At 61.1% G+C, this 22,475-nt stretch carries 19 protein-coding genes and 3 tRNA genes; all 22 read right to left on the minus strand.

Going from position 1 to position 22,475, the window contains the following annotated elements; translation table 11 throughout:
* Positions 1-89: 89 nt before the first annotated feature.
* The 22 genes from kdpA to C7438_RS04620 all read right to left on the minus strand — a co-directional run bounded on the left by kdpA (position 90) and on the right by C7438_RS04620 (position 22,464).
* Positions 90-1,787 carry a potassium-transporting ATPase subunit KdpA gene (gene kdpA, locus C7438_RS04510; RefSeq protein ID WP_245956493.1) on the minus strand — a complete coding sequence of 566 codons (1,698 nt, stop codon included), beginning with the start codon at positions 1,785-1,787 and terminating at the stop codon, positions 90-92.
* Positions 1,788-1,869: 82 nt separating this feature from the next.
* Positions 1,870-1,980, minus strand: coding sequence for a K(+)-transporting ATPase subunit F (kdpF, locus tag C7438_RS09620; protein WP_170143568.1), 111 nt, complete (start codon positions 1,978-1,980; stop codon positions 1,870-1,872).
* A 548-nt stretch (positions 1,981-2,528) separates the two neighbouring features.
* Positions 2,529-3,599, minus strand: a complete 1,071-nt coding sequence (locus tag C7438_RS04525; RefSeq protein ID WP_121444180.1) for an ABC transporter substrate-binding protein — start codon at positions 3,597-3,599, stop codon at positions 2,529-2,531.
* Positions 3,600-3,671: 72 nt separating this feature from the next.
* On the minus strand, positions 3,672-4,478 hold the full coding sequence (locus C7438_RS04530) for an ABC transporter permease (RefSeq protein WP_121444181.1): 807 nt from the start codon (positions 4,476-4,478) through the stop codon (positions 3,672-3,674).
* Positions 4,479-4,568: 90 nt separating this feature from the next.
* Entirely contained in the window at positions 4,569-5,384 is an 816-nt protein-coding gene (locus C7438_RS04535; RefSeq protein ID WP_121444182.1) for an ABC transporter permease, read from the minus strand.
* Positions 5,374-6,498: an ABC transporter ATP-binding protein gene (locus C7438_RS04540; RefSeq protein ID WP_121444183.1), complete on the minus strand. Its 1,125-nt coding sequence runs from the start codon at positions 6,496-6,498 to the stop codon at positions 5,374-5,376. The genes C7438_RS04535 and C7438_RS04540 overlap by 11 nt, the downstream gene beginning before the upstream one ends.
* A gap of 197 nt (positions 6,499-6,695) precedes the next feature.
* Positions 6,696-8,048 (minus strand): phosphoglucosamine mutase, encoded by a 1,353-nt coding sequence (gene glmM / locus C7438_RS04545; protein WP_121444184.1) that lies wholly within the window; start codon positions 8,046-8,048, stop codon positions 6,696-6,698.
* A gap of 108 nt (positions 8,049-8,156) precedes the next feature.
* A complete protein-coding gene (locus C7438_RS04550; RefSeq protein WP_121444185.1) occupies positions 8,157-9,419 on the minus strand; it encodes a CdaR family protein in 1,263 nt (420 codons plus the stop codon).
* Positions 9,397-10,224, minus strand: coding sequence for a diadenylate cyclase CdaA (cdaA, locus tag C7438_RS04555; protein WP_121444319.1), 828 nt, complete (start codon positions 10,222-10,224; stop codon positions 9,397-9,399). The genes C7438_RS04550 and cdaA overlap by 23 nt, the downstream gene beginning before the upstream one ends.
* 176 nt (positions 10,225-10,400) lie before the next feature.
* Positions 10,401-10,474 (minus strand) — tRNA-Gly (locus C7438_RS04560).
* A 6-nt stretch (positions 10,475-10,480) separates the two neighbouring features.
* A tRNA-Pro gene (locus tag C7438_RS04565) sits at positions 10,481-10,557 on the minus strand.
* Positions 10,558-10,560: 3 nt separating this feature from the next.
* Positions 10,561-10,637 (minus strand) — tRNA-Arg (locus tag C7438_RS04570).
* 109 nt (positions 10,638-10,746) lie between these two features.
* A complete protein-coding gene (locus tag C7438_RS04575) occupies positions 10,747-11,859 on the minus strand; it encodes a DegT/DnrJ/EryC1/StrS family aminotransferase (RefSeq protein ID WP_121444186.1) in 1,113 nt (370 codons plus the stop codon).
* Complete coding sequence (locus C7438_RS04580; RefSeq protein WP_289626233.1) at positions 11,831-12,496, minus strand: DapH/DapD/GlmU-related protein; 666 nt, start codon at positions 12,494-12,496, stop codon at positions 11,831-11,833. Before C7438_RS04580 ends, C7438_RS04575 begins: the two co-directional genes overlap by 29 nt.
* A 55-nt stretch (positions 12,497-12,551) precedes the next feature.
* A complete protein-coding gene (locus tag C7438_RS04585) occupies positions 12,552-13,493 on the minus strand; it encodes a Gfo/Idh/MocA family protein (protein WP_121444187.1) in 942 nt (313 codons plus the stop codon).
* Between the two features lie 105 nt (positions 13,494-13,598).
* Positions 13,599-14,921 carry a nucleotide sugar dehydrogenase gene (locus C7438_RS04590; RefSeq protein WP_121444188.1) on the minus strand — a complete coding sequence of 441 codons (1,323 nt, stop codon included), beginning with the start codon at positions 14,919-14,921 and terminating at the stop codon, positions 13,599-13,601.
* A gap of 90 nt (positions 14,922-15,011) precedes the next feature.
* Positions 15,012-16,976 carry a polysaccharide biosynthesis protein gene (locus C7438_RS04595; RefSeq protein ID WP_121444189.1) on the minus strand — a complete coding sequence of 655 codons (1,965 nt, stop codon included), beginning with the start codon at positions 16,974-16,976 and terminating at the stop codon, positions 15,012-15,014.
* A gap of 79 nt (positions 16,977-17,055) precedes the next feature.
* On the minus strand, positions 17,056-17,709 hold the full coding sequence (locus tag C7438_RS04600; protein ID WP_121444190.1) for a sugar transferase: 654 nt from the start codon (positions 17,707-17,709) through the stop codon (positions 17,056-17,058).
* Between the two features lie 32 nt (positions 17,710-17,741).
* Entirely contained in the window at positions 17,742-18,899 is a 1,158-nt protein-coding gene (locus C7438_RS04605; RefSeq protein WP_121444191.1) for a DegT/DnrJ/EryC1/StrS family aminotransferase, read from the minus strand.
* A 94-nt stretch (positions 18,900-18,993) separates the two neighbouring features.
* Positions 18,994-20,277, minus strand: a complete 1,284-nt coding sequence (locus tag C7438_RS04610; protein ID WP_121444192.1) for a glycosyltransferase family 4 protein — start codon at positions 20,275-20,277, stop codon at positions 18,994-18,996.
* 63 nt (positions 20,278-20,340) lie between these two features.
* Positions 20,341-21,504: a non-hydrolyzing UDP-N-acetylglucosamine 2-epimerase gene (gene wecB, locus C7438_RS04615; protein WP_121444193.1), complete on the minus strand. Its 1,164-nt coding sequence runs from the start codon at positions 21,502-21,504 to the stop codon at positions 20,341-20,343.
* 153 nt (positions 21,505-21,657) lie between these two features.
* On the minus strand, positions 21,658-22,464 hold the full coding sequence (locus tag C7438_RS04620) for a tyrosine-protein phosphatase (RefSeq protein WP_121444194.1): 807 nt from the start codon (positions 22,462-22,464) through the stop codon (positions 21,658-21,660).
* Positions 22,465-22,475: the final 11 nt, after the last annotated feature.

The following is a 22,475-nucleotide window of genomic DNA, read 5'->3' on the forward strand; positions in this document are numbered from 1 at the left end:
CTTCGCGCACCTACCCCCGTAGGGGATGCTTGTCGGAAGGCGCACCGGTGTCCTCCGTCGCTTCCCGGTCCCGGCCGCAAACCGGATTCTTACGGGGCTACGCCCTGTACGAGCATTGTAAAGTGCTCCGCCAAGGGCCCCAGCGCGAGGACCGGAAAGAACGTGAGACCCCCGACCACCCAAATCACGAAGACGACGAGGGAAGCGAAGAGCGGGGTGTCTACCTTGAGCGTCCCCGTAGACTCGGGGACCACGCGCTTTTGGCCCAACGACGCGGCGACGGCGACGAGCGCGAGGAGGGACACAAAGCGGCCGAAGAGCATGACGAGCCCGATGGAGACGTTGTAAAAGGGCGTGTCGGCGTTGAGCCCCGCAAAGGCGGATCCGTTGTTGGCCGCCCCGGAGGCATAGGCATAGGCAACTTCGGAGATTCCGTGGAAGAAGGGGTTGAGGATGGATTCCCGCGGCCCGGGCAGGGAAAGGGCGAGGGCCGTGGGGAAGAGGATGAGGAGCGGGTGCATGAGCAAGGCGATCACGAGGAGCTTCATTTCCTTAGGCTCGATCTTGCGGCCGAGAAACTCGGGCGTCCGTCCCACGAGCAGACCCGAGAGGAAAACGGTGAGAAGGACGTACATGAGGATGTTGAGAAACCCCGCCCCTACGCCCCCGAAGACGGTGTTGAGCATCATTTGAAACAGCGGGATCATCCCTCCGAGGGGCGTAAGGGAGTCGTGCATGTTGTCCACAGAACCGGTCGTGGCCGCCGTCGTCACCGTGGTAAAGAGGCTGGCACCGACGATGCCGAAACGCCACTCCTTGCCCTCGAAGTTGCCGCCCTGAACTCCGAGTTCGCGGAGCGCCGGTGTCCCCCAGGTTTCCGCGGCGTAGACGACGGCGAAATGGGTGAGAAAGATCGCAAACACACCCGCATAGAGGAGCCAGGCGAGCCGCATCCTCCCCGTGGCCCGGCCGAAGGTGACGAGAAGTGCGGTGGGAACGAGCATCATGAGGAGCATGTGGAGGAGGTTGGTAAAGGGCGTAGGGTTTTCGTATGGGTGGGCGGCGTTTGCCCCGAAGTACCCGCCCCCGTTCGTCCCCAAGTGCTTGATTACCTCGAGGGTGGCTATGGGGCCACGGGCAATTACCTGTTGGGCGCCGTCGAGCGTAGTAACGGTTACGCGCCCGAGTAGGGTTTGGGGCATGCCTTCGGCGACGTAGAGGAGCGCCACGACGAAGGAAAGGGGAAGGAGGAAGCGCACCACGACGCGGGTAAAGTCGCGGTAGAAATTCCCAAGGGTGCGGTCCCCGCGAATTCCCCGGATGGCGGCAAAGGCGGCCACGATCCCCGTGGCGGCGGACACGGTCATGAGAAAGGTGATGCCGAGCATCTGGCCGAGGATGCTCATCGCCGTTTCGCCGGAGTACGACTGCCAGTTTGTGTTCGTGATGAAGGAAGCCGCCGTGTTAAAGGCCAAATCCGGCGATTGGTTTGGAATCCCGTCGGGATTGAGGGGGAGGTACGCCTGAAGGCGGAAGACGGCGTACCCGAGGAGCATCATGAAGAGGTTAGAGAGCACGAGTGCCTTGGCATAGGCGCGAAAGTCCATCTCCTCGTCGGGATCTACGCCCATAAGCCGGTAGAGCGGCCGCTCCACGGGGAGAAACACACGACCGAACGGACCTTCTCCTGCCTCCATGAGGCGGTAGAGGTAGTTCCCCGTAGGAACCATGAGAGCCGTCACGAGGAGGACGAAGACCAAAACCTCCAGAAAATCCGGACCGTTCACGGGTTCCCCTCCCTGTCCATACCCGAGTGGTGCGACTTCATGTAACCCCTGTACCCTTCGGGTGCGGCGATCCTCGAGTCTCCTAAAACCGTTCTGCGAAAAGCAGCGCGTAGGCGAGGTAGACGAAGAGAAGTACCGTCAACGCGAGGAGGGCCGTCACCTTCCGTTCCCTCCTTCGTCGCGGAGGATCCACTCGATCCCCGGAATCCAAAGCACGAACGCGGCAAAACTCGCCAGGGTGAGGAGGATCATCCACACATCCCCCATACTCGCTTCCCCCTTTTCCCCTTTGCCCGAGGTGCGTTCGGCCGTCCCGGCCGTAGTATGCGCTCGGGGTGCCGACGGCGGTGCGCGTTCACACATAAAGCGCGGTTGTCCTTCTCCGACGCACGGAGAGATACAGGGAAAGGCCGCAAAGGGCAAAAGAGACAAAAAAGAGACGGGACACCGCCTGCGCCCCGACACGGATTTCGCGGAAAGCCGTCCGGACATTCGCCCTCTCGACGACAAACCGGCCGACCCGGCGGCCGGAAAAGAGACGCACGCGATGGGCGCACGCCTCAACAGCGGAGACATGAGAATATGCCTCCTCAAAGTTCGCACTTGCGTTTATATGCGGAAGTTACATTCTCTCCTTGTCGGACGCAATTGTACTCCGGAACACATGCGGCGTCAAGGGGGGATCGCTTCGGCAGTACCGTTCCGGCACGCACTCGGCGGGCATGCCGAAGGGGCGGGGGATCACTTCCGGTGCATTTTGAACTCGAGGAAGAGCTCGTTGTAGCGTGCCACGGCGTCCCGCCCTAGGTCGAGGTAGACTTCGAGGCGCCGCAGTACCTCCTCCGGAGGATAGAAGCGTTCGTCGGAGGTGACCTCTTCGGGGAGAAGGGCGAAGGCTTCACGGTTGGGTGTTGCGTACCCGACGTATTCCGCGTTTTGGGCTGCGACCTCCGGATCGAGGAAGAAGTTGATGAACTTGTACGCCCCCTCCACGTTGCGCGCCGTCTTGGGGATGACGAAGTTGTCAAACCAGATGTTCGAACCTTCCTCGGGAATCACGTACTCGAAGGACGGGTTGTGCTCGAGGACGCTCTTGGCGTCGCCCGACCAGATCACGCCCACGCTTGCCTCATCCTGCGCCAAAAGCACGCGGATCTCGTCGCCTACGATGGCCTTTACGTTGGGCACCAAGGTGTCCAAAAGCGCCTTGGCTTCCTCGAGGTGGGCGGGATCCGCGTCGTTTAAAGAATAGCCCAACGTCTGAAGCCCTATGCCAACCACTTCCCGCGGGCCGTCGACGAGGAGTACCTGCCCCCGAAGGTCCAAAGACCAAAGGTCCCGCCAACTCCGAATCTCGAAAGGAACCCGATCGGGGCGGTAGGCGATGCCGAGCGTCCCCCAGAAGTAGGGAACGGAGTACCGATTCCCCGGGTCGAAAGGAAGGTCGAGAAACCGGGGATCGATGTATCGCAAATTGGGAAGTCGGTCGTGGTCGAGGGGGAGGAGGAGACCTTCGCGGATCAGGCGCTGGATCGCGTAGTCGCTGGGCACGGCGACGTCGTACGAGGTCCCGCCCTGGCGGAGCTTCGCCAGCATCTCTTCGTTGGAATCGAACGTCTCGTAAACGACTCGGATCCCTGTCTCCTCCTGAAAGCGTTCGAGGAGCGCAGGGTCGATGTAGTCGCCCCAGTTGTAGACGTGGAGGACGTTTTCCCCGTATGCTCGGTACTTTGCCGTAACGGCGGCGCGGGCGGAAACGACGAGGGCGAGGAGGAGCCCCACGAAGGCAAAAAAGCGAACGAGCGTCCGCATGGCTTCACTTCCCTTCGCACTTCTGCCAAAAACGCGTAAACCCGAGTGCTGGAAGCGGCAATCGCGCGCGAACTAGCGGCGTGCCTCGCTCCGGGGACGCATCTCCCGACGTTGAATCCAGTAGTAGCCGAACGCAAAGGCAAAGCTCAGAAGGAAGAGAAGGGCGGACAGGGCGTTGAGCTCTAGAGACACTCCGCGGCGGGCGCGCGAGTAGATCTCCACGGGCAAGGTGGAAAAACCGCCCCCAGTGACAAAAAAGGTTACGGCGAAGTCGTCGAAGGAGTACGTAAGGGCCATGAAAAAGCCGGCGAGAATCCCAGGGGTGATGTAGGGGAGGATCACGCGGAAGAGGACGTCGCGGTGGGACGCCCCGAGGTCGTAGGCGGCGTCGAGGAGCGTCTTGGGCATCTTCTCCACCTGCGGGAGAACCATGAGGACGACGATCGGTACGCTGAACGCTACGTGCGCCAGAAGGACCGAGCCTTCGCCGAGGGCGATCCCTGCTAGCGTAAAGAGAAGGAGGAAGGAAATTCCGATCTGCACATCGGGACTTACGAGGAGCACGTTGTTCAAAAGGAGGAGCGTCTCCCGCCTACGCCGCGCTTCCGACATGCCGATGAGGAGGGCACCCGCCGTTCCCACAACCGTGGCCAAGATGCTCGAGGCGAGGGCGATCACGAGCGTATTCAACGCGATCACGAGCAGGCGCTCGTCGTTCAGAAGTTCGCGGTACCAGTCGAGCGAAAACCCTTCCCAAGCGTACATCGTGTCCCCGGCGTTGAAAGAAAACGCGATCAAGTAGAGAATTGGCGCGTAGAGGACGAAAAACACGAAGACGAGGTACGCCTTCCCCAGGCGCCCTCCCGTCCGCTCCCACATCCTTCGAGCCCGTCCTTCTTCCACCGCGGAAATTCACCCCCTTGTCGGCCGTACCTGCACCCTCGCCATCGTTCCTTGCGGCTCTGAAACCTACTCGCCCCCGACGGGAGCGGCAAAGAAACTCCGCCGGGCGAAGATCACGGACGCGCTCATGAGAAGGAGGAGGACGACGGCGATGGCCGACCCCATCCCCCAATCGCCCGTCACGAGAAAGTGCTGCTCGATGGCGGTCCCCAAGGTAATAACGCGGTTTCCCGCGATGAGCCGCGTGATCATGAAGAGAGACAACGCGGGGATGAAGGTCGCCTGAACACCCGCCCGCACCCCCGGAAGGCTCAGAGGCCAGATGACCCGGCGGACGACCTGTAAGGGGGAAGCGCCCAGGTCGCGGGCGGCGTCGATGAGTTCTGCAGGAATGGCGCGAACGGCATTGAAGATGGGGAGGATCATAAAGGGAATAAAGATGTACACGGAAACGAGCACGAAACCGAGGTCGGTAAAGAGAAGCGGGACGGGCCCCAGGCCTACGAGGGAAACGAGGGCGTTGACGGGCCCGTGCTCGGAAAGGATCCCGAGAAAGGCGTAGGCCTTGAGGAGGAGGTTCACCCAGGAAGGAAGGATGAGGGCGACGAGCCAGAAGTCGCGCGACGCAAGGCGTACGAGGGCGAGGGCTGCGGGATAGGCCACGACAAGAGAGAGAAAGGTAATCCAAAACGCGTACCAAAGAGAGTCCCCGGCCATCCGAAGGTAGACCGGGGAAAAGAACCGGAAGAAGTTTTCCAACGTCCACCTTCCGTGGACGTCGTGAAGGCTTTGGTAGAGGACGAGGAGGATCGGAAGGACGACGAAAGCGGCAAGCCAAACCCCGTAGGTAATCCAAAAGAGGATGCGGATCTTACCGAGCAAGGGCGGGTGTCCCCCCTTCCTCGGCGAGACCGTCCGCAGGTGCGGCCGAGTCCGAGAAAGATCCGTTTTCCTCGCGTACGCGGGGCATTACGTGGATGGCGTCGGGATCAAAGCGAATTCCTACGAGCGTTCCCTCGGCAACGCGGCGCGTGGAGTGGATGAGCCAACGCCCCCCGAGGTCGTCGATGCCCACCATTTCGTAGTGCACGCCGCGGAAGAGTTCCGAAACGATGCGGACGTCGAGAAGTCCTTCCCCCGCCGGAACGATTTCGAGGTCTTCGGGGCGAAGGACGACGTCCACGGGGGCTTCCCGCGGAAATCCGCGATCAACACAGGTAAAGACGCGGCCTTGAAAGGCCACGCGGTAGTCTTCGAGCATGACGCCCTCGAAGAGGTTTGACTCGCCAATGAACCGGGCCACGAAGCGGTTGGCCGGCTCGTCGTAGATCTGCTTGGGCGTCCCAATCTGCTGGATCTTCCCTTCGTTGAGGACGACTACGGTGTCGGACATGGCGAGCGCCTCTTCCTGGTCGTGGGTGACGAACACGAAGGTAATCCCCAACTTGCGCTGGAGGTTGCGAAGCTCGTACTGCATTTCCGCACGCAGCTTGCGGTCCAGGGCGGAAAGAGGCTCGTCGAGGAGGAGGATCTCCGGTTCGTTGACGATCGCCCGCGCGATGGCCACGCGCTGCCTCTGACCGCCGGAAAGTTCGTGCACGTGCCGGCGCTCGAACCCGAGAAGGTTGACAAAGCGTAGGGCATCGAGGACCCTTTCGCGTACCTTAGCCTCCCTTTCCCCCCGCACGCGTAGGCCGAATGCGACGTTCTCAAAGACGTCGAGGTGGGGGAAGAGGGCGTAGTCCTGAAACACGGTATTCACCTTGCGGCGGTTCGGAGGGAGATCCGTGATGCGTTGCCGCCGAAAGTAGATCTCGCCACGCTGCGGTCGGACGAATCCCGCGATGAGCCTAAGGATCGTAGTCTTGCCACAACCCGAAGGTCCGAGGAGCGTGGTAAACTTTCCCTCCTCGATGTCCAAGAAGAAATCCGCAAGCACCGGGGGGTCGTCGCCATACCGCACCGTTACGCCCTCGAGACGAACGATGGGCTCCATCGTCCCATCCCCACCCCTCGCCGGTTTCCCTTTGTCGCCGATTCGAGCCTATTATACTCACTCCCCCTCGAAGTGCAAGGAAATTTCGCCGGGGCGGCGGAAACCGCCGGAACACAAAAACCCCGGCCAACCCCACCCACCGCCCAAATGCGGCGGCGGATGAGGTCTACCGGAGGAAACGAAAAGCGCGGAGGATCTCACTCTACGAGGTTTCCCCCCATCTCCCGGGCAATCGCCTCGGCAATGCGACGGGCGAGGGTTTCGGCAAGAGTCCGTTCTTCGGCTTCCACCATCACGCGAAGGAGGGGCTCCGTCCCCGAAGGGCGTACGACAATCCTGCCCTTGCCCGCAAGCGCCTCTTGAGCTTCGGCGATTGCCGCTTGGATCCCCTCCCGAGAGTCCCACCCTTCCTTCGACGCAACGCGGACGTTCACGAGGATGTTGGGGTACGCCTTCCACGTAAAGGCGAGGTCCCGAAGCGCGGTCTTCCGCGCCTGAAGTACCTGTAGGAGCGCAAGCGCCGTGAGAAGGCCGTCTCCGGTCGTGTGCCGCGCAAGGAGGATGATGTGGCCGGATGGCTCCCCGCCAAGGGTGTACCCCCGTTCCCGCATCCGTTCGAGGATGTAGCGGTCGCCGACAGCGACGCGTTCTACGCGGATTCCCTTCGTCGCCAGGTACTGGACGAGCCCTTCGTTGGTCATCACCGTTCCAACGAGCGTGTTTTGCGGAAGGGCGGAGCGTGCCTGAAGGTCTTCCGCTAAGATCCCCAAGATGCGGTCGCCGTCCACGATTTCCCCTTGGGAATCGACGGCGATGAGGCGGTCGGCGTCGCCGTCGAAGGCGAGACCGAGGTCGGCCCCTTCGCGGACGACCGTCTCCGCGAGCTTAGCCGGCTTCGTAGAACCGCAACCGGCGTTGATGTTCGTTCCGTCCGGCCGGCAGCAGATCGACACGACCTCTGCCCCGAGGTCGACGAAGAGCCGTTCTGCCACAGGGGAAGCCGCTCCGTTGGCACAGTCGAGGACGATCTTTCTGCCGGAAAGGTCTACAGGGACGCTCTGCTTCAAAAAGGCGAGGTACTTCTGGACGCCCTCTGGATAGTCTACGAGTCGACCGATCCCGGCCCCTATGGGACGGGGCAGCCGATCCTCTCCCTCGAGGTGCGTTTCTATGGCATCCTCCACGGCGTCGGAAAGCTTGAATCCGTCGGGTCCGAAGAATTTGATCCCATTGTCCTCCATGGGATTGTGGGAGGCGGAGATCACCGCTCCGGCATCCGCTCCAAGAGCGCGGGTCATGTACGCTACCCCGGGCGTCGTAAAGACTCCGAGACGCACGACCTCCGCGCCGACCGATAGAAGGCCCGCAACCAAGGCGCACTCGAGAAGCGTCCCCGAAATCCGCGGATCGCGCCCTACGACGACCTGCGGTGCGCCTTCGCCTTTGCGCAAGAGGTACCCTGCAGCACGCCCCACACGATAGGCGAGTTCGGGGGTGAGCTCCTGATTGGCAATACCCCGGATTCCGTCCGTTCCAAAGTACCGACCCACTCCGTCGACCTCCCTTGCAAAATCTCTTTCCCAACGTAGGCTACGTCGCTTTCCGCCGGCGTTGTCCCTTTGGCTTCCTGCCGACCGCTCACCACCTCCTTCGGCGCCTCAGGGCACCGGTGTAGACGCACCGGTTCGCCCTGAGGTGAGGATCACGCCGACCCGATCGGGAGTCACCTGCACGGCAGTCACCCACCTCAAATTCCCAAGGTCCACACGGACGGGAACTTCGTGCGCGGAACCGTCCGCAGGAAGGCCGGCGAGGGAAACGTAGGCGTGGATCGATGTGGGGGTCACGCCGTCCAAAACCGAGGGAGCCCCGCGGAGCGTCACCGCGACCTTTCCGGCAAACCCGTCGCTCCAACGAAACTCTGCACCCTCCGGAACGTCCCGCACCTCCAGCGGAAGTTCGACCCTCCGATCCTCTGCAGGCACGAGGCGAACGGTGACTGTGGCGGTTTGCGGGATTACTCGCTGAACCCCCGCGGGGAGAAGGATTTGCACCGAACGATGTACGCTGTCCTGGGCATTCGAAACGTCCACCGGCGGAAGCACGAGTTCGGAAACTCCGCGCACGGCCTGATCCCCCCCCAAGATCCGGACGCGCTGGGGGGATACGGTTACGTCGGCAATTGCGAACCCGTCCCGAGGAGAGCCACGAACTTGCGGGCGCAGCGGGACTTCCCCGTACGCTTCCGCAAAGGCGACGCGGATCTTTACCTGAGCGGGAAGAATTGCCACAGAAAGTCCCTTCCCTTGGGCGTCGTACGCCGAGAGGCTCGCCGTATACGTGGACTCCGGAGGTTTCGGCGCGTCGAGGGTGAGAAACGCCTTGACGATCGCCACGCGTGCGACGAGGCTTTCCGCTCCGCGGACGACGATGCGCGAAGGGTCTGGTTGTACGTCCAACACGTACGGTTTGGCATCTCCGAGGATCTCCACGTTTACGGGGAACTCCTGTTCCACGACCTTTTCTAAGACGACTTCCACGCGCTCAGGGACAACCTTCCATTCCACGCCTATGGGAACTCCTTCGAGGATAAGGGGGACTTCATGCCGGCCGGGACCAAGCCCCTGAAGCGGGGCAACCACACGTAGGCTCTCCCGCAACACCCCCGAAACCGCCACGCGCGGCCCGCGAAGGACGACGTCGGCCTTTGTGGGAATCGAGACGATGGCGACAGAGGTATCGTGAAGTTCGGGGTGGATGTCGAGGCCGCGAAACTCTCGCTCGACCGTCTCGGTAAGAGGGGGTACGGCCACCCGCTCGCCGCCGGGCGGAGTTTCGCTGCGCAAAATAAGCCAGAGCATAAAGGCGAGGAGGACGGAGAGGACGCGGACGAAAAGGTTATTCTCGAGTAAGCGTTCCACGGAGGAACCCCCTCCTCATCCCCGAAGCTCGAGGACGCCGTTCGCGCAGCCATTCTCGAATTCGCTCGCGGAGCTGCTCTTCACCGAGACCTTCCTCCAAAAGCCCTTGATACGCGAGCGAGATGTTCCCGGTTTCTTCGGAGACGACGAGTACGAGGGCGTCGCTCAGTTCCGACAACCCCACGGCCGCGCGGTGCCGTGTCCCCAATCCTCGGCGAAGGTCGCGCCGTTCGCTGAGGGGAAAGTAGCATCCGGCGGCGACGATTTCGTCTCCGCGGACGATCACCGCACCGTCGTGCAGGGGGGTGTTGGGAATGAAGATCTGGATGAGGAGCGGCTCCGAAAGGCGCGCGCCGATCGCCGTACCCGTATCCGCATAGCTTTTCAGGCTCACGTGGCCCTCGAGGGCGATGAGTGCCCCAATCCGTCGTTTGGCCATGTACGATGCTGCGGACGCCAAAGTCTCGGCGATGTGCTCTTCCGCCCGACGTGCACCTTCCCTTGCAGGTTGCAGGAGGCGACCGCTTCCGAGCTCTTCAAGCGCCCGACGGAGCTCCGGCTGGAAGATGATGAGGATGGCAAAGACCCCGAGGCTAAAGGCCTGCGACATGAGCCATTGAAGGGCCCGAAGGTGTAAGAAAGAACTTACGAGCCAAACGGCTACGATGATGAGGTAGCCCTTTAACAGTTGGACGGCCTTCGTTCCCCGGAGGAGGACGATGAGGTAGTAAAAGACTACGGAAACGAGGGCGATGTCGAGGATGTCCGTGGCGTACCGCCAAAAGACCTCCCAAAAGTTGCCCACCCGGCGCTTCACCGCCTTCTTCCGCCCCGGCGACCCCTAGCGCTTCGCACCCAGATTAGCACATTTCTCTTCCCGAGAAAAAGTCGCCGCCGACCGCCGTGGATCCCACGGCCGGGTCTGGACAACCCAGGAAATGAAAAAAGAGCCGCTTTCAGCGGCTCCGTTTTTTCGCATCATGGAGCGGGCGACGGGAATCGAACCCGCATCGCCAGCTTGGAAGGCTGGAGTTCTGCCATTGAACTACGCCCGCCTGTGCTGGTCGGGATTGCAGGATTTGAACCTGCGACCTCTTGGTCCCAAACCAAGCGCTCTGCCAAGCTGAGCTAAATCCCGAAGTGGCGCGCCCGGAGGGACTCGAACCCCCAACCTTCTGATCCGTAGTCAGATGCTCTATCCAATTGAGCTACGGGCGCATGGCCCTTCGGCCAGCAAAGAATATTATACTTCAGAATCCCCCTCCTGTCAACGGATCTCTCCGGTGAGGGGCGACGAACCGGAAAAACCGCAGGGGGCAAGTTGCTCCTATTCTTCGGATCCCACCGCTTCGCGTACGGCGTGTGCAACCTCGTGGAGGACGGCCGGGGGAAGTTTGGGCCAAATCGGAAGGGACAGGACCTCGGAAGCCGCCCGCTCTGCTTCGGGAAATTCGCCCGGAGGGGTGGAGTACACGGGGAGGCGGTGCAGCGGTACGGGGTAGTACACCATCGTGGCAATCCCCCGGTCGGCAAGAAAACGCCGCACGGCGTCCCGCTTTCCGCCCAAGACGCGGATGGTGTACTGGTGAAACACGTACCCCTCCTGCACGTCGGGGATTACGATTCCCGGTACCCCCTCGAGCAGGGCGTTGTAGCGGCGGGCCACCAACCTTCGCGCCGCGTTCCAACGGTCGATATGGGGGAGCTTGACGCGGAGGATTGCCGCCTGAAGGGCGTCGAGGCGGGAATTGTACCCGATCATCTCGTTGAAGTACTTCTTCCGAGAGCCGTGTGCGCGAAGCATGCGTACGCGCTCCGCTACTTCGTCGTCGTCGGTGACCACAAGGCCTCCGTCGCCATAAGCCCCGAGATTCTTGCTGGGAAAAAAGGAAAAGGCGCCGACGTCGCCCAACGTCCCCGCTTTCTTGCCGCCGACGACCGCCCCAAAGGCCTGCGCCGTGTCCTCGATCACCTTGAGGCCGTACGCGCGGGCAACTGCCAAGATCGCATCCATATCCGCCGGACGACCGTACAGGTGCACGGGAAGGATGGCTCGCGTTCTCGGGGTGATGGCCTCTTCGATGCGTTTCGGATCGAGGTTGAAGCTCTCGGGATCGATGTCCACGTAGACGGGTGTCGCCCCGACGAGATGGATCGCTTCTGCCGTGGCAAAAAAGGTAAAGGGGGTCGTGATCACCTCGTCTCCGGGGCCGATTTCCAAAGCGCGCAGAGAAAGTACCAGAGCGTCTGTCCCCGAATTTACCCCAATCGCGTGCTTGACGCCGAGGTATTCCGCCACCTCCCGTTCAAACGCCTCTACCTCGGGGCCAAGGATGAACTGTCCCGAACGAAGCACCCGCGCAATGGCCGCCTGGAAGTCCTCCCAAAGTTCCTCGACCTCCGGCGTCAGATCAAGAACGGGGATTTTCGACCGTTCCACCGTCCCCCACCTTCCTTACCGTAGTTTCGTCTACGCGCTCGTAGCGCCGCCCGCACGAACACACCGCATGCCCCGAAGAATCAAAAGAGAGGGGGAGCCCGCATTCGCAGACCCACCCAGAAATCCTGGCGGGCACCCCGAGGACGAGGGCGTACGGAGGGACGTCTCGGGTGACGACCGCCCCAGCACCCACCATGGCCCATTCTCCGATCGTCACGCCGCATACGATGGTGGCATTTGCCCCGATGGACGCCCCGCGGCGCACAACCGTACGCACGTAGTCTTCCGACGTATTGCGGGGAAAGCCCGCCCGAGGCGTCTTGACGTTCGTAAATACGGCACTTGGGCCGACAAAAACCTCGTCTTCCAAAACGACGCCCTCGTACACCGAGACGTTATTTTGGATCTTGCACCCCGCCCCGATGACGGCCCCTCGGGCTACGAAGACGTTTTGCCCTAGATTGCAGCGCGGACCGATCCGTGCACCCGCCATCACGTGAGAAAAATGCCAAATTCGAGTTCCCTCACCGATCTCCGCCCCTGGATCTACGACCGCCGTCTCGTGGACATACGCCTTCCCTTCCCACACGCGTAACCCCAAAGAGAGCAAAGAATCCGCCGTTTCCCCGCCCTGCAACGGGACCCCTCCTTTGCCGGATTGGTCGGCCGCTCCGACGTCTTCTCGCGTCCGATTACTTCCTGTCCGCGAGCAATGGATGAACGTACGCGGGAGAAGGGGAAACCACGGGAAGTTCGCGGATCGCCGCCGTGAGACGTATGGATGCTTCGGCCTCCGAGATGCCGAACCCTTCGCCCGCAAGCGTTCGTCGATACACTTCCGTATGAAGCTCCGGCGGTACGCGGGAAAAGTCAATCTCTTCGCCGTTCACCGCAATCGACCGGTACGTCGTCTTCCCCGCTTGCCGGTAGAGTTCGGGAACATAGGCAGTGTCAAGTGAGAGAAACCACCGCACGCGCGCCCTTTCGAGCTCGAGAAAGCCCGCAACGGTGGCATCGTCCCGACGGTGGACTTCGAGATGAACGGGATTTCCAAAGTACCAAAGGAGGAGGTCGAAAAAGTGGATCCCGATGTGCATCGCCAGTCCGCCGCTCTTTTCGCTTTGCCCCTTCCAGGTTTTGAGGTACGAAGGATCGCGCCCCGTCACGTAGGTGAGGAACACTTCGTGCACGCGGTCGTCCGCGCGCAAACGCTCGCGGAGGCGGGCGAGTTCGGGATGTACCCTGAGTTGGAGGACCGTGTACACCCGACGTCCCGTTTCCCGCTCCCGTTGCTTGAGGTCTTCGAGGTCCTCAACGCGAACAGCCAGCGGTTTTTCGCAAAGGGCGTGGGCGCCTACGCGAAGGGCGAGGCGGATATGTGCTGCGTGTAGATGGTTGGGGCTGGCAATGCTCACGTAGTCCACGCCTTCGCCTCGTTCAAGCAGAACCCGAAGGTAGTCTTCGAATTCCCCTTCTTCGCGAAACACCCGCGCTCCCGGAAAGAAGGCGTGAACGCGTTCCGAGGCGTCCACGGGGTCGAGCGCGGCGACGAGGAGGTTTCCCGTGTCGCGAATGGCCGCGAGGTGCCGCGGAGCGATATAGCCCCCGGCGCCGATAAGAGCAAAACGCTTCATGCTCTCGTCTCTCCCGAAGAGCGAATTCCCCCTACGCGAATCGGGGATAGAAACGACGCAAACTGCCCCGGAACCCGTTCTTTCCGGTACGGGCGTACGGGCGGGTCACAAGAGGACGACGTTGTCCGAAGGCGAACGCCGATACACGCCCCGCGTATCCAAAATCTTACGTGCGTGTCTGCGCACAAACTCGTAGTCGACACTCGTGTGGTCCGTCGTCAGAACGACGAGGTCGTGTTCCCGAAGGACCTCGTCCGTAAGCGGAACACTGCGGAGGGAGATCCCCTCCCAAGAAAGTTCCGGAACAAACGGGTCGTGATAAGCCACCTGAGCGCCCTCCCGCCTCAGAAGGCGGAGGACGTCGAGGGCGGGGCTTTCCCGCAAGTCCGAAACGTCCTTCTTGTAGGCAACGCCCAAGAGGAGAACGCGGGCGGCAGAAGGGGCGAGGCGCATGTCGTTCAGAATCCTCCGGACCTTTTCGAGGACGAACTCGGGCATCTTGCGGTTAATCTCGCCCGCCAGCGCGATGAAGTGCGTATTGAAGTTGAACTCCTTCGCCTTCCACTCCAGGTAGTGGGGGTCGATCGGGATGCAGTGGCCCCCGACTCCGGGGCCGGGGTAAAACGGCATGATCCCGAACGGCTTGGTAAACGCCGCGTCCAATACCTCCCACACGTTCAGCCCCATGCGGTCGCAAAGCAGAGCGAGTTCGTTGACGAGGGCGATGTTTACGGCGCGAAACGTGTTCTCGTACACCTTGACGAGTTCCGCCGCCTTCGCACTCGATACGGGTACGACTTGATCGATCACTTGGGCGTAAAAGGCCGAGGCCACCTCCAACGACGCCGGGCCAACGCCGCCGACGACCTTAGAGGTATTTTTTGTGGTGAAGTTCTTGTTCCCGGGATCAACGCGTTCCGGAGAGTGCGCGAGGAAGAAGTCCTCCTCGACGCGAAGGCCGGAGCCACGTTCCAAGATGGGAAGCATGACTTCCTCGGTAGTCCCGGGGTACGTCGTAGATTCGAGGCTTACGAGCTGTCCGGGGCGGAGCCGCGAAGAAAGTTCGCGGGTCACACCCTCTACGTACTGCAAGTCCGGTACGAGATTTCGGGTGAGAGGGGTGGGGACGGCAATCACGATTACGTCCATCTCGGGAACGCGCGAAAAATCTACGCGAGCTTCCAACCGCCCCTCCCGGACCACTTCGGCAAGTTTTTCCGTAGGAACATCGTCGATGTAGCTTTTCCCGGAATTCACGAGATCGACTCGTTTGGGATTCCGCTCTACTCCCAAGACGCGAAAACCTACGCGGGCAATTTCCACGGCCAGCGGAAGACCTACGTACCCCAACCCTACGACCCCGACGACGGCATTTCGATTGCGGATCTTGCGAAGGAGCTCTTCCTTCGTGCGGTGCAAATCCCCCATGGGCCTTCCTCCCGTGTGAAGGTAGAATAGTTTCCTCATCTCTCGGGGTCTTTTTCGAACCCGCCCCGAACTCGTGGAACGCCAACGCCCTCACGTCCCTCCCGTCGCACTCCGGGAAGGCCACAGGAGCTCCTGGGCCTGGGAGACGACCAAATCGCCTCCAGAGGAACCCGAACCGTCCGCCCTCCGCGTTTCCCGACCGTTTTCCAACCTCTTCCCGTCTTCTCCGGAAAACGAGGCGGGGGTGTACGTCGGCACGAGTTCGCGCAGGGCCTTGCGGATCGCGTCTCCGTTCCCCGTCCGAGCCGCTTCGAAAAGCGCGTGCAACTTTTCCTCGAAGTCGGGCGGAACGTCGGTATTACGGGCCACAAAGATCTTTTCGTGTTTTGTCGCACGCGTACCCTCTTCTGCCGTGAGGAGTTCCTCGAAGAGCTTTTCTCCCGGCCGTTTCCCGGTGAACACGATGTCGATGTCCACGTGGGGTTCCAGGCCGGAAAGGCGGATGAGGTCGTACGCCAAGTCGAGGATGCGGACGGGTTCTCCCATGTCGAGGACGTACACGGCGCCGTTTTCGCCCAGGCCGCCCGCCTGCAAGACGAGTTGGGCCGCTTCGGGAATGGTCATGAAATACCGAACCATATCCGGGTGGGTGATCGTCACCGGACCGCCCCGACGGATTTGCTCCTTAAAGAGCGGAATCACGCTCCCCCTGCTCCCCAAGACGTTGCCGAAGCGCACGGAGACGAACACCTGACCAGGTCGAGCGCGGGACGCCGCCCAAGTTACGATGTACTCCGCAACCCGCTTGCTCGCTCCCATGATCGAAGTCGGGTTGACCGCCTTGTCCGTGGAGATGTTGACAAACCGCTCGACGCCGAAACTCAGGGAGACCTCCACCAGGTTCTTCGTACCCCCGACGTTGTTGAAAATCGCCTCGTCGGGGTTGAGTTCCATGAGCGGCACGTGCTTGTGGGCGGCCGCGTGAAAGACCACCTGTGGGCGAAAACGCTCGAAGATAGAAATCAGCTTGTCCTTCCGACGAACGTCCGCGACGATCGTCGCCCACCGGGCGGAAGGATACTCCCGCTCCAAGCGCTTCTCGAGTTCGTACAGGCTGTTTTCGCCCCGCCCCACGAGCACGAGAAATTTGGGGCGAAACGGAAGCACCTGCCGAACGATCTCGCTCCCGATAGAGCCCCCGGCCCCCGTAACCAAAATCACCTTGTCTTCGAGGTAGCCGGCGATTTCTTCTACCTGGAGACGTACAGGATCGCGCCGGAGGAGGTCTTCCACGTCCACCTCGCGGATTTGGGTTACGCTTACGCGGTCCGCAAGGATGTCGTAGATCCCGGGGATGATGCGGTAGCGCACGCCCGCCTTGCGGGCGAGGTCTACGACCCGGCGGACCACCGTGCCGGGGGCGGACGGAATGGCGATGAGCACCTCTTCTGCGGCCGTGTGCCGTACGACTCGCGGAAGGTCACCCAGCTTTCCCAAAACGCGGAGCCCTAGGTACCTTTGTCCGGCTTTGTTCGGATCATCGTCGAGAAAGCCCACGGGCATAAGCCCGGTTTCCGGATGCCTGAGCATCTCCCGCGCGATCATCGTTCCGGCTTCCCCGGCACCTACGATGAGGACGCGGCGTTCCCTTCCCGAAAGCGCCCGCCGACCGCTCCGTTCCTCGGACATGCGGACGATCACGCGCAACCCCCCGAGAAAGAGCAGGGCGAGAACTCCGTGGATGAGGGGAATGCTTCGGGGTATTCCGAGATCGGGGTGGCCGACGCCGACGATGAGAAAGAGGAACCCGGTCCCCAGGGCCGTAGCCCGAAACACCGCAAAGGCATCCCGCAAACCCGCCTTGTTCCAAGCCTGCCGCGGCAACCCGAGAGCGGCGATTACGAGCCCGCCTACAACCGCCCCCAGGAGCACGTACAGGAGCAAGGGGCGTGCGTAGAGGGGGAGGGGATCCTCCAACCGGAGCCAAAAGCTGAGAAGCGCCGCCGCGCTCCACGCCAAAAGATCGAGCGAAAACTTCAGGAAACTCCGAGGCATTGCGCCTTCACCTTGCTTTCGCCCTCGGGCTAAGAAGTCGTTCCCCGTCCGCATTTTGGCGCGCAGTTCCCCGTATAGCTTACCCTAAATCGGAACGCCTGTCATCCGAGGGCTCGACGGTGGGACCCATGTCCGAAGACCGAAAGAGGGCCAAAAACGTGTGCAAGATTACCGCAAAGTCGCTCCATACCGTAGCGCGCTCGGCATACTCCAAATTCAAGCGGATTTTTTCCGGCATGACGACCTCGACATATGTCCTTTCAGGATCCGGAGAACGGGCGAGGAGTTCGCTTTCGTGGCGAAAGCGAATAGAAGCGGGGTCGGTAATTCCCGGTACGAGTTCTAGAACTCGCCGCTGTTCTTCCGTGTAAAGGGCGACGTACTGGGGAACTTCCGGCCTCGGACCCACGAGGCTCATCTCGCCCTTAAGTACGTTCCAAAGCTGCGGGAGTTCGTCGAGCTTGGTCTTCCGCAACCAGTACCCCACGCGCGTAACCCTCGGGTCCCTTCCCACGGTAAGGGGCCCTCCCCTTCGCTCCGCATCGACGACCATCGTGCGGAACTTCCACATCGTAAACGGCCGTCCCCGGTACCCGATGCGCTGTTGGCGGAAAAACACAGGCCCTCCGTCGTCGAGTTTGATCGCCAGTGCGATTCCGAGAAACACGGGGAGGAGGAGAAGAAGGCCCAGCGCGCTCCAGAAGATGTCAAAAAGGCGCTTCGATCGCCGCACGCCACCGCCTCCCGAAAAAAACTCCGAAGACCTCACCGCCGAAATTCGCGAACGACGTCCAGGACCGCCTCGATGACGTCGTCCACGTCGCGGTCGCTGAGGCCGGGATGAAGGGGAAGGCTGATGCTCCGCAGGTAGTTTTCGTAGGAAACCGGGAAATCCTCCGGACGGTACCCGTACTTCTCGCGGTAGTATGGGTGGAGGTGAACGGGAATGAAATGCACGGAAGTCCCAATATTCCTCTGTTTGAGCTCTTCGATAAACCGGGCTCGGTCGATCGTAAGAGCGGAAAGGTTGAGTCGGAGAACGTAGAGATGCCACGCGTGTTCTACGTCCGGCCGCTCCACGGGCACGACGAGCTCCTCACGTTCGGAAAAGGCCGCCGTGTACCGTGCGGCAATTTCCCGCCTGCGCCTGTGAAATTCCGGCAGCTTTCTCAACTGGTGGAGCCCGAGGGACGCCTGGATGTCCGTCATGTTGTACTTAAAGCCGGGGACGGTTACTTCGTAGTACCAGGACCCCTCCTTCCCGTACCGCTTCCACGCGTCCCGAGTCATCCCGTGCAAGGCGAGGACGGCAGCCTTAGCCAAAAAGTCCGGTGTGCCCGTAAGCATCCCGCCTTCTGCGGTCGTGAGGTTTTTGGTCGCGTAAAAGCTAAACGCCACGGGGTTACGGCTCGACCCGATCATCTGCCCTCGATAGCGCGCCGGAAGGGCATGGGCCGCATCCTCGATGAGAGCGAGCCCGTGTGCTTGCGCGATCTCCCGTATGGGATCGAGGTCCGCCGGATGTCCGGCGAAGTGCACGGGCATGATGGCGCGCGTCCGCGGCGTAAGGGCCGCCTCGATGCGCGACGGATCGATGTTCAACGTATCAGGTTCTACGTCGACGAAGACAGGACGTGCTCCGACGTGTTCGATCACGTTTGCCGTTGCCGCAAAGGTGTGGGGGGTGGTGATCACTTCGTCTCCGGGACCAATACCTAAGGTCACGAGGGCCGTGTGAAGGGCTGCCGTGCAGGAATTCAACGCCAAGGCTCCGGGAGCCCCCAAGAATTCCTGAAACCTGCGCTCGAATTCCTTGGTTTTCGGGCCCGTGGTGATCCACTCAGACCGCAGCGTGTCCACCACCTCTTGGATCTCCTCTTCGCCGATGAGCGGAGGAGAAAAGGGAAGAAACGAATCACGCACGGAGAAATCCCCCTTCCCTATGCGTACTTTCACGCCTTCCCGAAACGGGTGCGAAAAGGTGCAGCCGCGACTTTCTGCCGTCGAAGGCGGATTTCTAAGGACGGTTCCGAAGGGGGACGATCTCTTGCAAAATCCCTTCCAACCGCTCCGCCAGCTTCGGAAAGCTGTGATGCTCTTCCACGTATGCGCGTGCCCGCCTGCCCATGGCTTCCCGTTCTTCCCGCGAGAGAGATGCGAGGTCGCGCACCGCCCTCGCCAAGGCACCCGGACTTGCGTCCGAAACCGTAATTCCCGCACGCGACTCTTGGACGGGGTTGTACGGAGAATTTACGGCAAAGATTACCGGTCGCCCCATCGCCATGTAGTCGTACAGCTTGTTCGGGCTTGCGCCAAATCGAAATACGGGAGCTTCCTTGAGAAGGAGGAGGAACGCATCCGCCTCGGCCAACACGCGAAAGACCTCGCGTTTGGGAACGGGGTCACGGAACTCCACGTTGTGAAGCCCCATTTGCCGGGCCTTCTCCATCAGCCTTTCCTTTTCCGGACCGTCTCCTACGAGGACGAAACGGATTGCCCTTTCGCCCCCCTCGTTTTGCAGGAGGCGGGCCGCGTCGAGAACGCGATCGAGATCGTTGGCCAAGCCGTGGCTCCCCGCGTACATCACGGTAAAGGTCTCTCCTTCCGGCGGAGGGAGAAAGGATGGGACGTTCGTAAGGTCAATTCCGTTGGGGAGCCAAAAAATCTTCTCCCGTGCCGCACCTTGGCGCACCATGTGTTCATGGGCGTAAGGAAGTATGGAAAGGATACGCGTCGATTTCCGGTACAGGTAACGTTCGGCCCACCGCATCCAGAGGATGAACGGATGGAACGGAGAAACGTCTCCCAAATCGATGAGGGAATCTGGCCAAAGATCTCGAACCTCGAGCACGAAAGGAACGCGGTACCTCCGGGAAAGGCGTTCTGCGGCAAGTCCGATAAAGGGATGGGGGACGGAGCCCAAAACGACGTCCGGAACACCTAAAATTTCCGGACGGCTTCGGCGCACGGCAGAAAGCCCGAAGGACACCATGTTCCAAACGCGCGCTGCGGAATTCCCCCGATAGGCGGGAGTCCGAAGCCAGAGGAAGGGAACGCCCTCAACTTCCTCATAGCGCCACGCTTCCCCCGGTTCTAAGCGCGTGTCCTTTCGCAAGGTGTGGTGGAAGCTTGTCGCGACGATGCTCACGCGGTGTCCGCGACGAATGAGCTCCCGCGCAAGGCTGTAGTGCCGGGTAAACCCGGGTTGATCGGGAGCGCCGGCGTACTGGTTTACGATCCAGATGTTCATCGAACGCAAGGTCGGTCCGTCCTCCGTGTAGACGTTCCTCTCCAAAACCATCGGGAGAGCGCCTTCCTCATCCGCAAGCGAGGAAAAGACGTATCCTTCGGATGAAGCGCGTACCTACCCGTACCGCCGAAGGAGTTCTTGTACGATCTTCCGCGAAGCGTCTCCTCTGCCGTACGGAAAGGCCTCGCGCCCGCGACTTTGATATGCCTCTGTGAGGCATGCGTACAAATCGTCGACGCTCGACGGCGGGCAGAGCCGATTCCAACCGAGTTCGACAAGTTCGGTCCACTCGGTTTCTTCCCGTAGTGTAGCGCACGGCACGCGGTAAAAGAAGGCCTCCTTTTGTACGCCGCCCGAATCCGTAGCGATGAAACGGGCGTTCCGCTCCAAAACGATCATTTCTCCGTATCCTACGGGTCGGAGCCACCAAACGTTTCTCCGGACAACCGCACCCGATGCATCAAGCTCGGCCAAAAACTCCCGGTCGATCACACCACGAACGTCCTGGGGAAAAACATCCTCCTCAAGGAATGTCTCGAAGACCTTGCGCGTCCGGGGATGAAGAGGCCAGACGACAGGCATGAGTTCGGCAAAACGGAGAAACCCCTGTACGATGGTCAACAGCCGTTCCGGACGATCTGTATTTTCCGCACGATGAACGGTAACCAAGGCGTATGCGTTCGGACGGATGCCGTACGAAGCGAGGATGTCTTCCTGCCCACCTACACTCTCGGCAAACCACAAGGCCGCGTCATACATCACATCTCCTACGAGACGAACGCGCTCCCCCGAAATTCCCTCCCGCCTAAGGTTTTCCACGGCTTGCTCCGTCGGGGCAAAGAGGAGGTCGGAGACGTGGTCCGTAAGGACACGGTTGATCTCCTCCGGCATGCGTCGGTTAAACGAGCGAAGTCCCGCTTCGACGTGAACTACGGGAATGTGAAGCTTTGCCGCAGCGAGGGCTCCCGCCAAGGTGCTGTCCGTATCCCCGTACACGAGGACGACGTCTGGGCGTTCGCGAAAGAGCACGCTTTCTACGGCCTCCAGCATACGCCCCGTGTTTTGGCCATGGGTACCACCCCCGATTCCCAAATGGTAGTCGGGGTTGGGAAGCTCCAGTTCGCGGAAAAACACGTCGGACATATAGGGGTCAAAATGCTGCCCCGTGTGGACGAGGACTTCTCTCACGGTTTCGCCGAGCTTCCGAAGTTCGCGGGAAACGACGGAGGCTTTAATGAACTGGGGGCGAGCGCCGACTACGGTGAGGATCTTGGTCATCGGGTTCTCCTTCTCCTTACCTCGCATGCGCGGTGTGCGAAGGTCCACATCCCGCTACCGATCACGACGTACGTAAGTCTACCACAAGAGAAAGGGCGGGGATAAACCGCCCGCCCTTTTCGATAACCCCCTTAGAACACCGTACGTTCCAAACTACCGTTTGCGGACGAACAAGCTCCTCAAGCGGGTGAAGAAGACCTCCGTCTTCCCTGGCGGAGAGAAGGGTTCTCCCTCCTCGACGAAAATTTCTCGGCCGGAAAGGATTTCCTGGGCACGCGTGTACATAGCCGCAACCTCCTCCGGCCCGAGTATGCGTTCGAGAATCTGGTTGGCCTCCGCGAGGTGAAACCCTCTTCGACCAAACGCTCTATGGGCGTCGGAGGCCACGAGGTGGACCCACCCGTGTTCCGCAAGCCGTAGGGCGAAAGTTCTCACGTCCTCTCCAAATACCCCGGAAAAACTGCCAGCCGTAACTTGCAGAACCGCACCCTCTTCGACGAGAGCGAAGAGACGTTGGGGCCGTTCGCGAAAATAAGCGTATCGCTCCACGTGAGCAAGCACTGGAACGATTCCCCGAAGGCGAAGTTCGTATACCCACCGGTCAATGTCCGAAGGAATACGATGAGGCAGTTCGAGAAGGAGGTAGCGTCCCTTCCTCCCGTCGAGAAACAAGATCTCATCGTTGTCAATTGCCGAAAAGAGCTCTACGCTCAAATGCACTTCTTGCGCAGCGCGAATCTGAAGGGGAATTTCTCGTTCCAAGAGAAGGGCACGGGCTCTTCCCTCCGCCTTCAGTACCCTGTCGGCGGGATTCACGTATACTCCGTTCAGGTGGTGAGGAGTACCGACAACCGTCCGGATTCCCTCTCGTACGGCAGCTTCGGCCATACGGAGGAATTCGTCCTCGTCCTGCGCTCCGTCGTCCAGACCCGGAAACAAGTGGGTGTGAAGGTCGACCACGTGGAACCCAC

This window comes from Brockia lithotrophica (genome assembly GCF_003633725.1).
GTDB lineage: Bacteria > Bacillota > Bacilli > Thermicanales > DSM-22653 > Brockia > Brockia lithotrophica.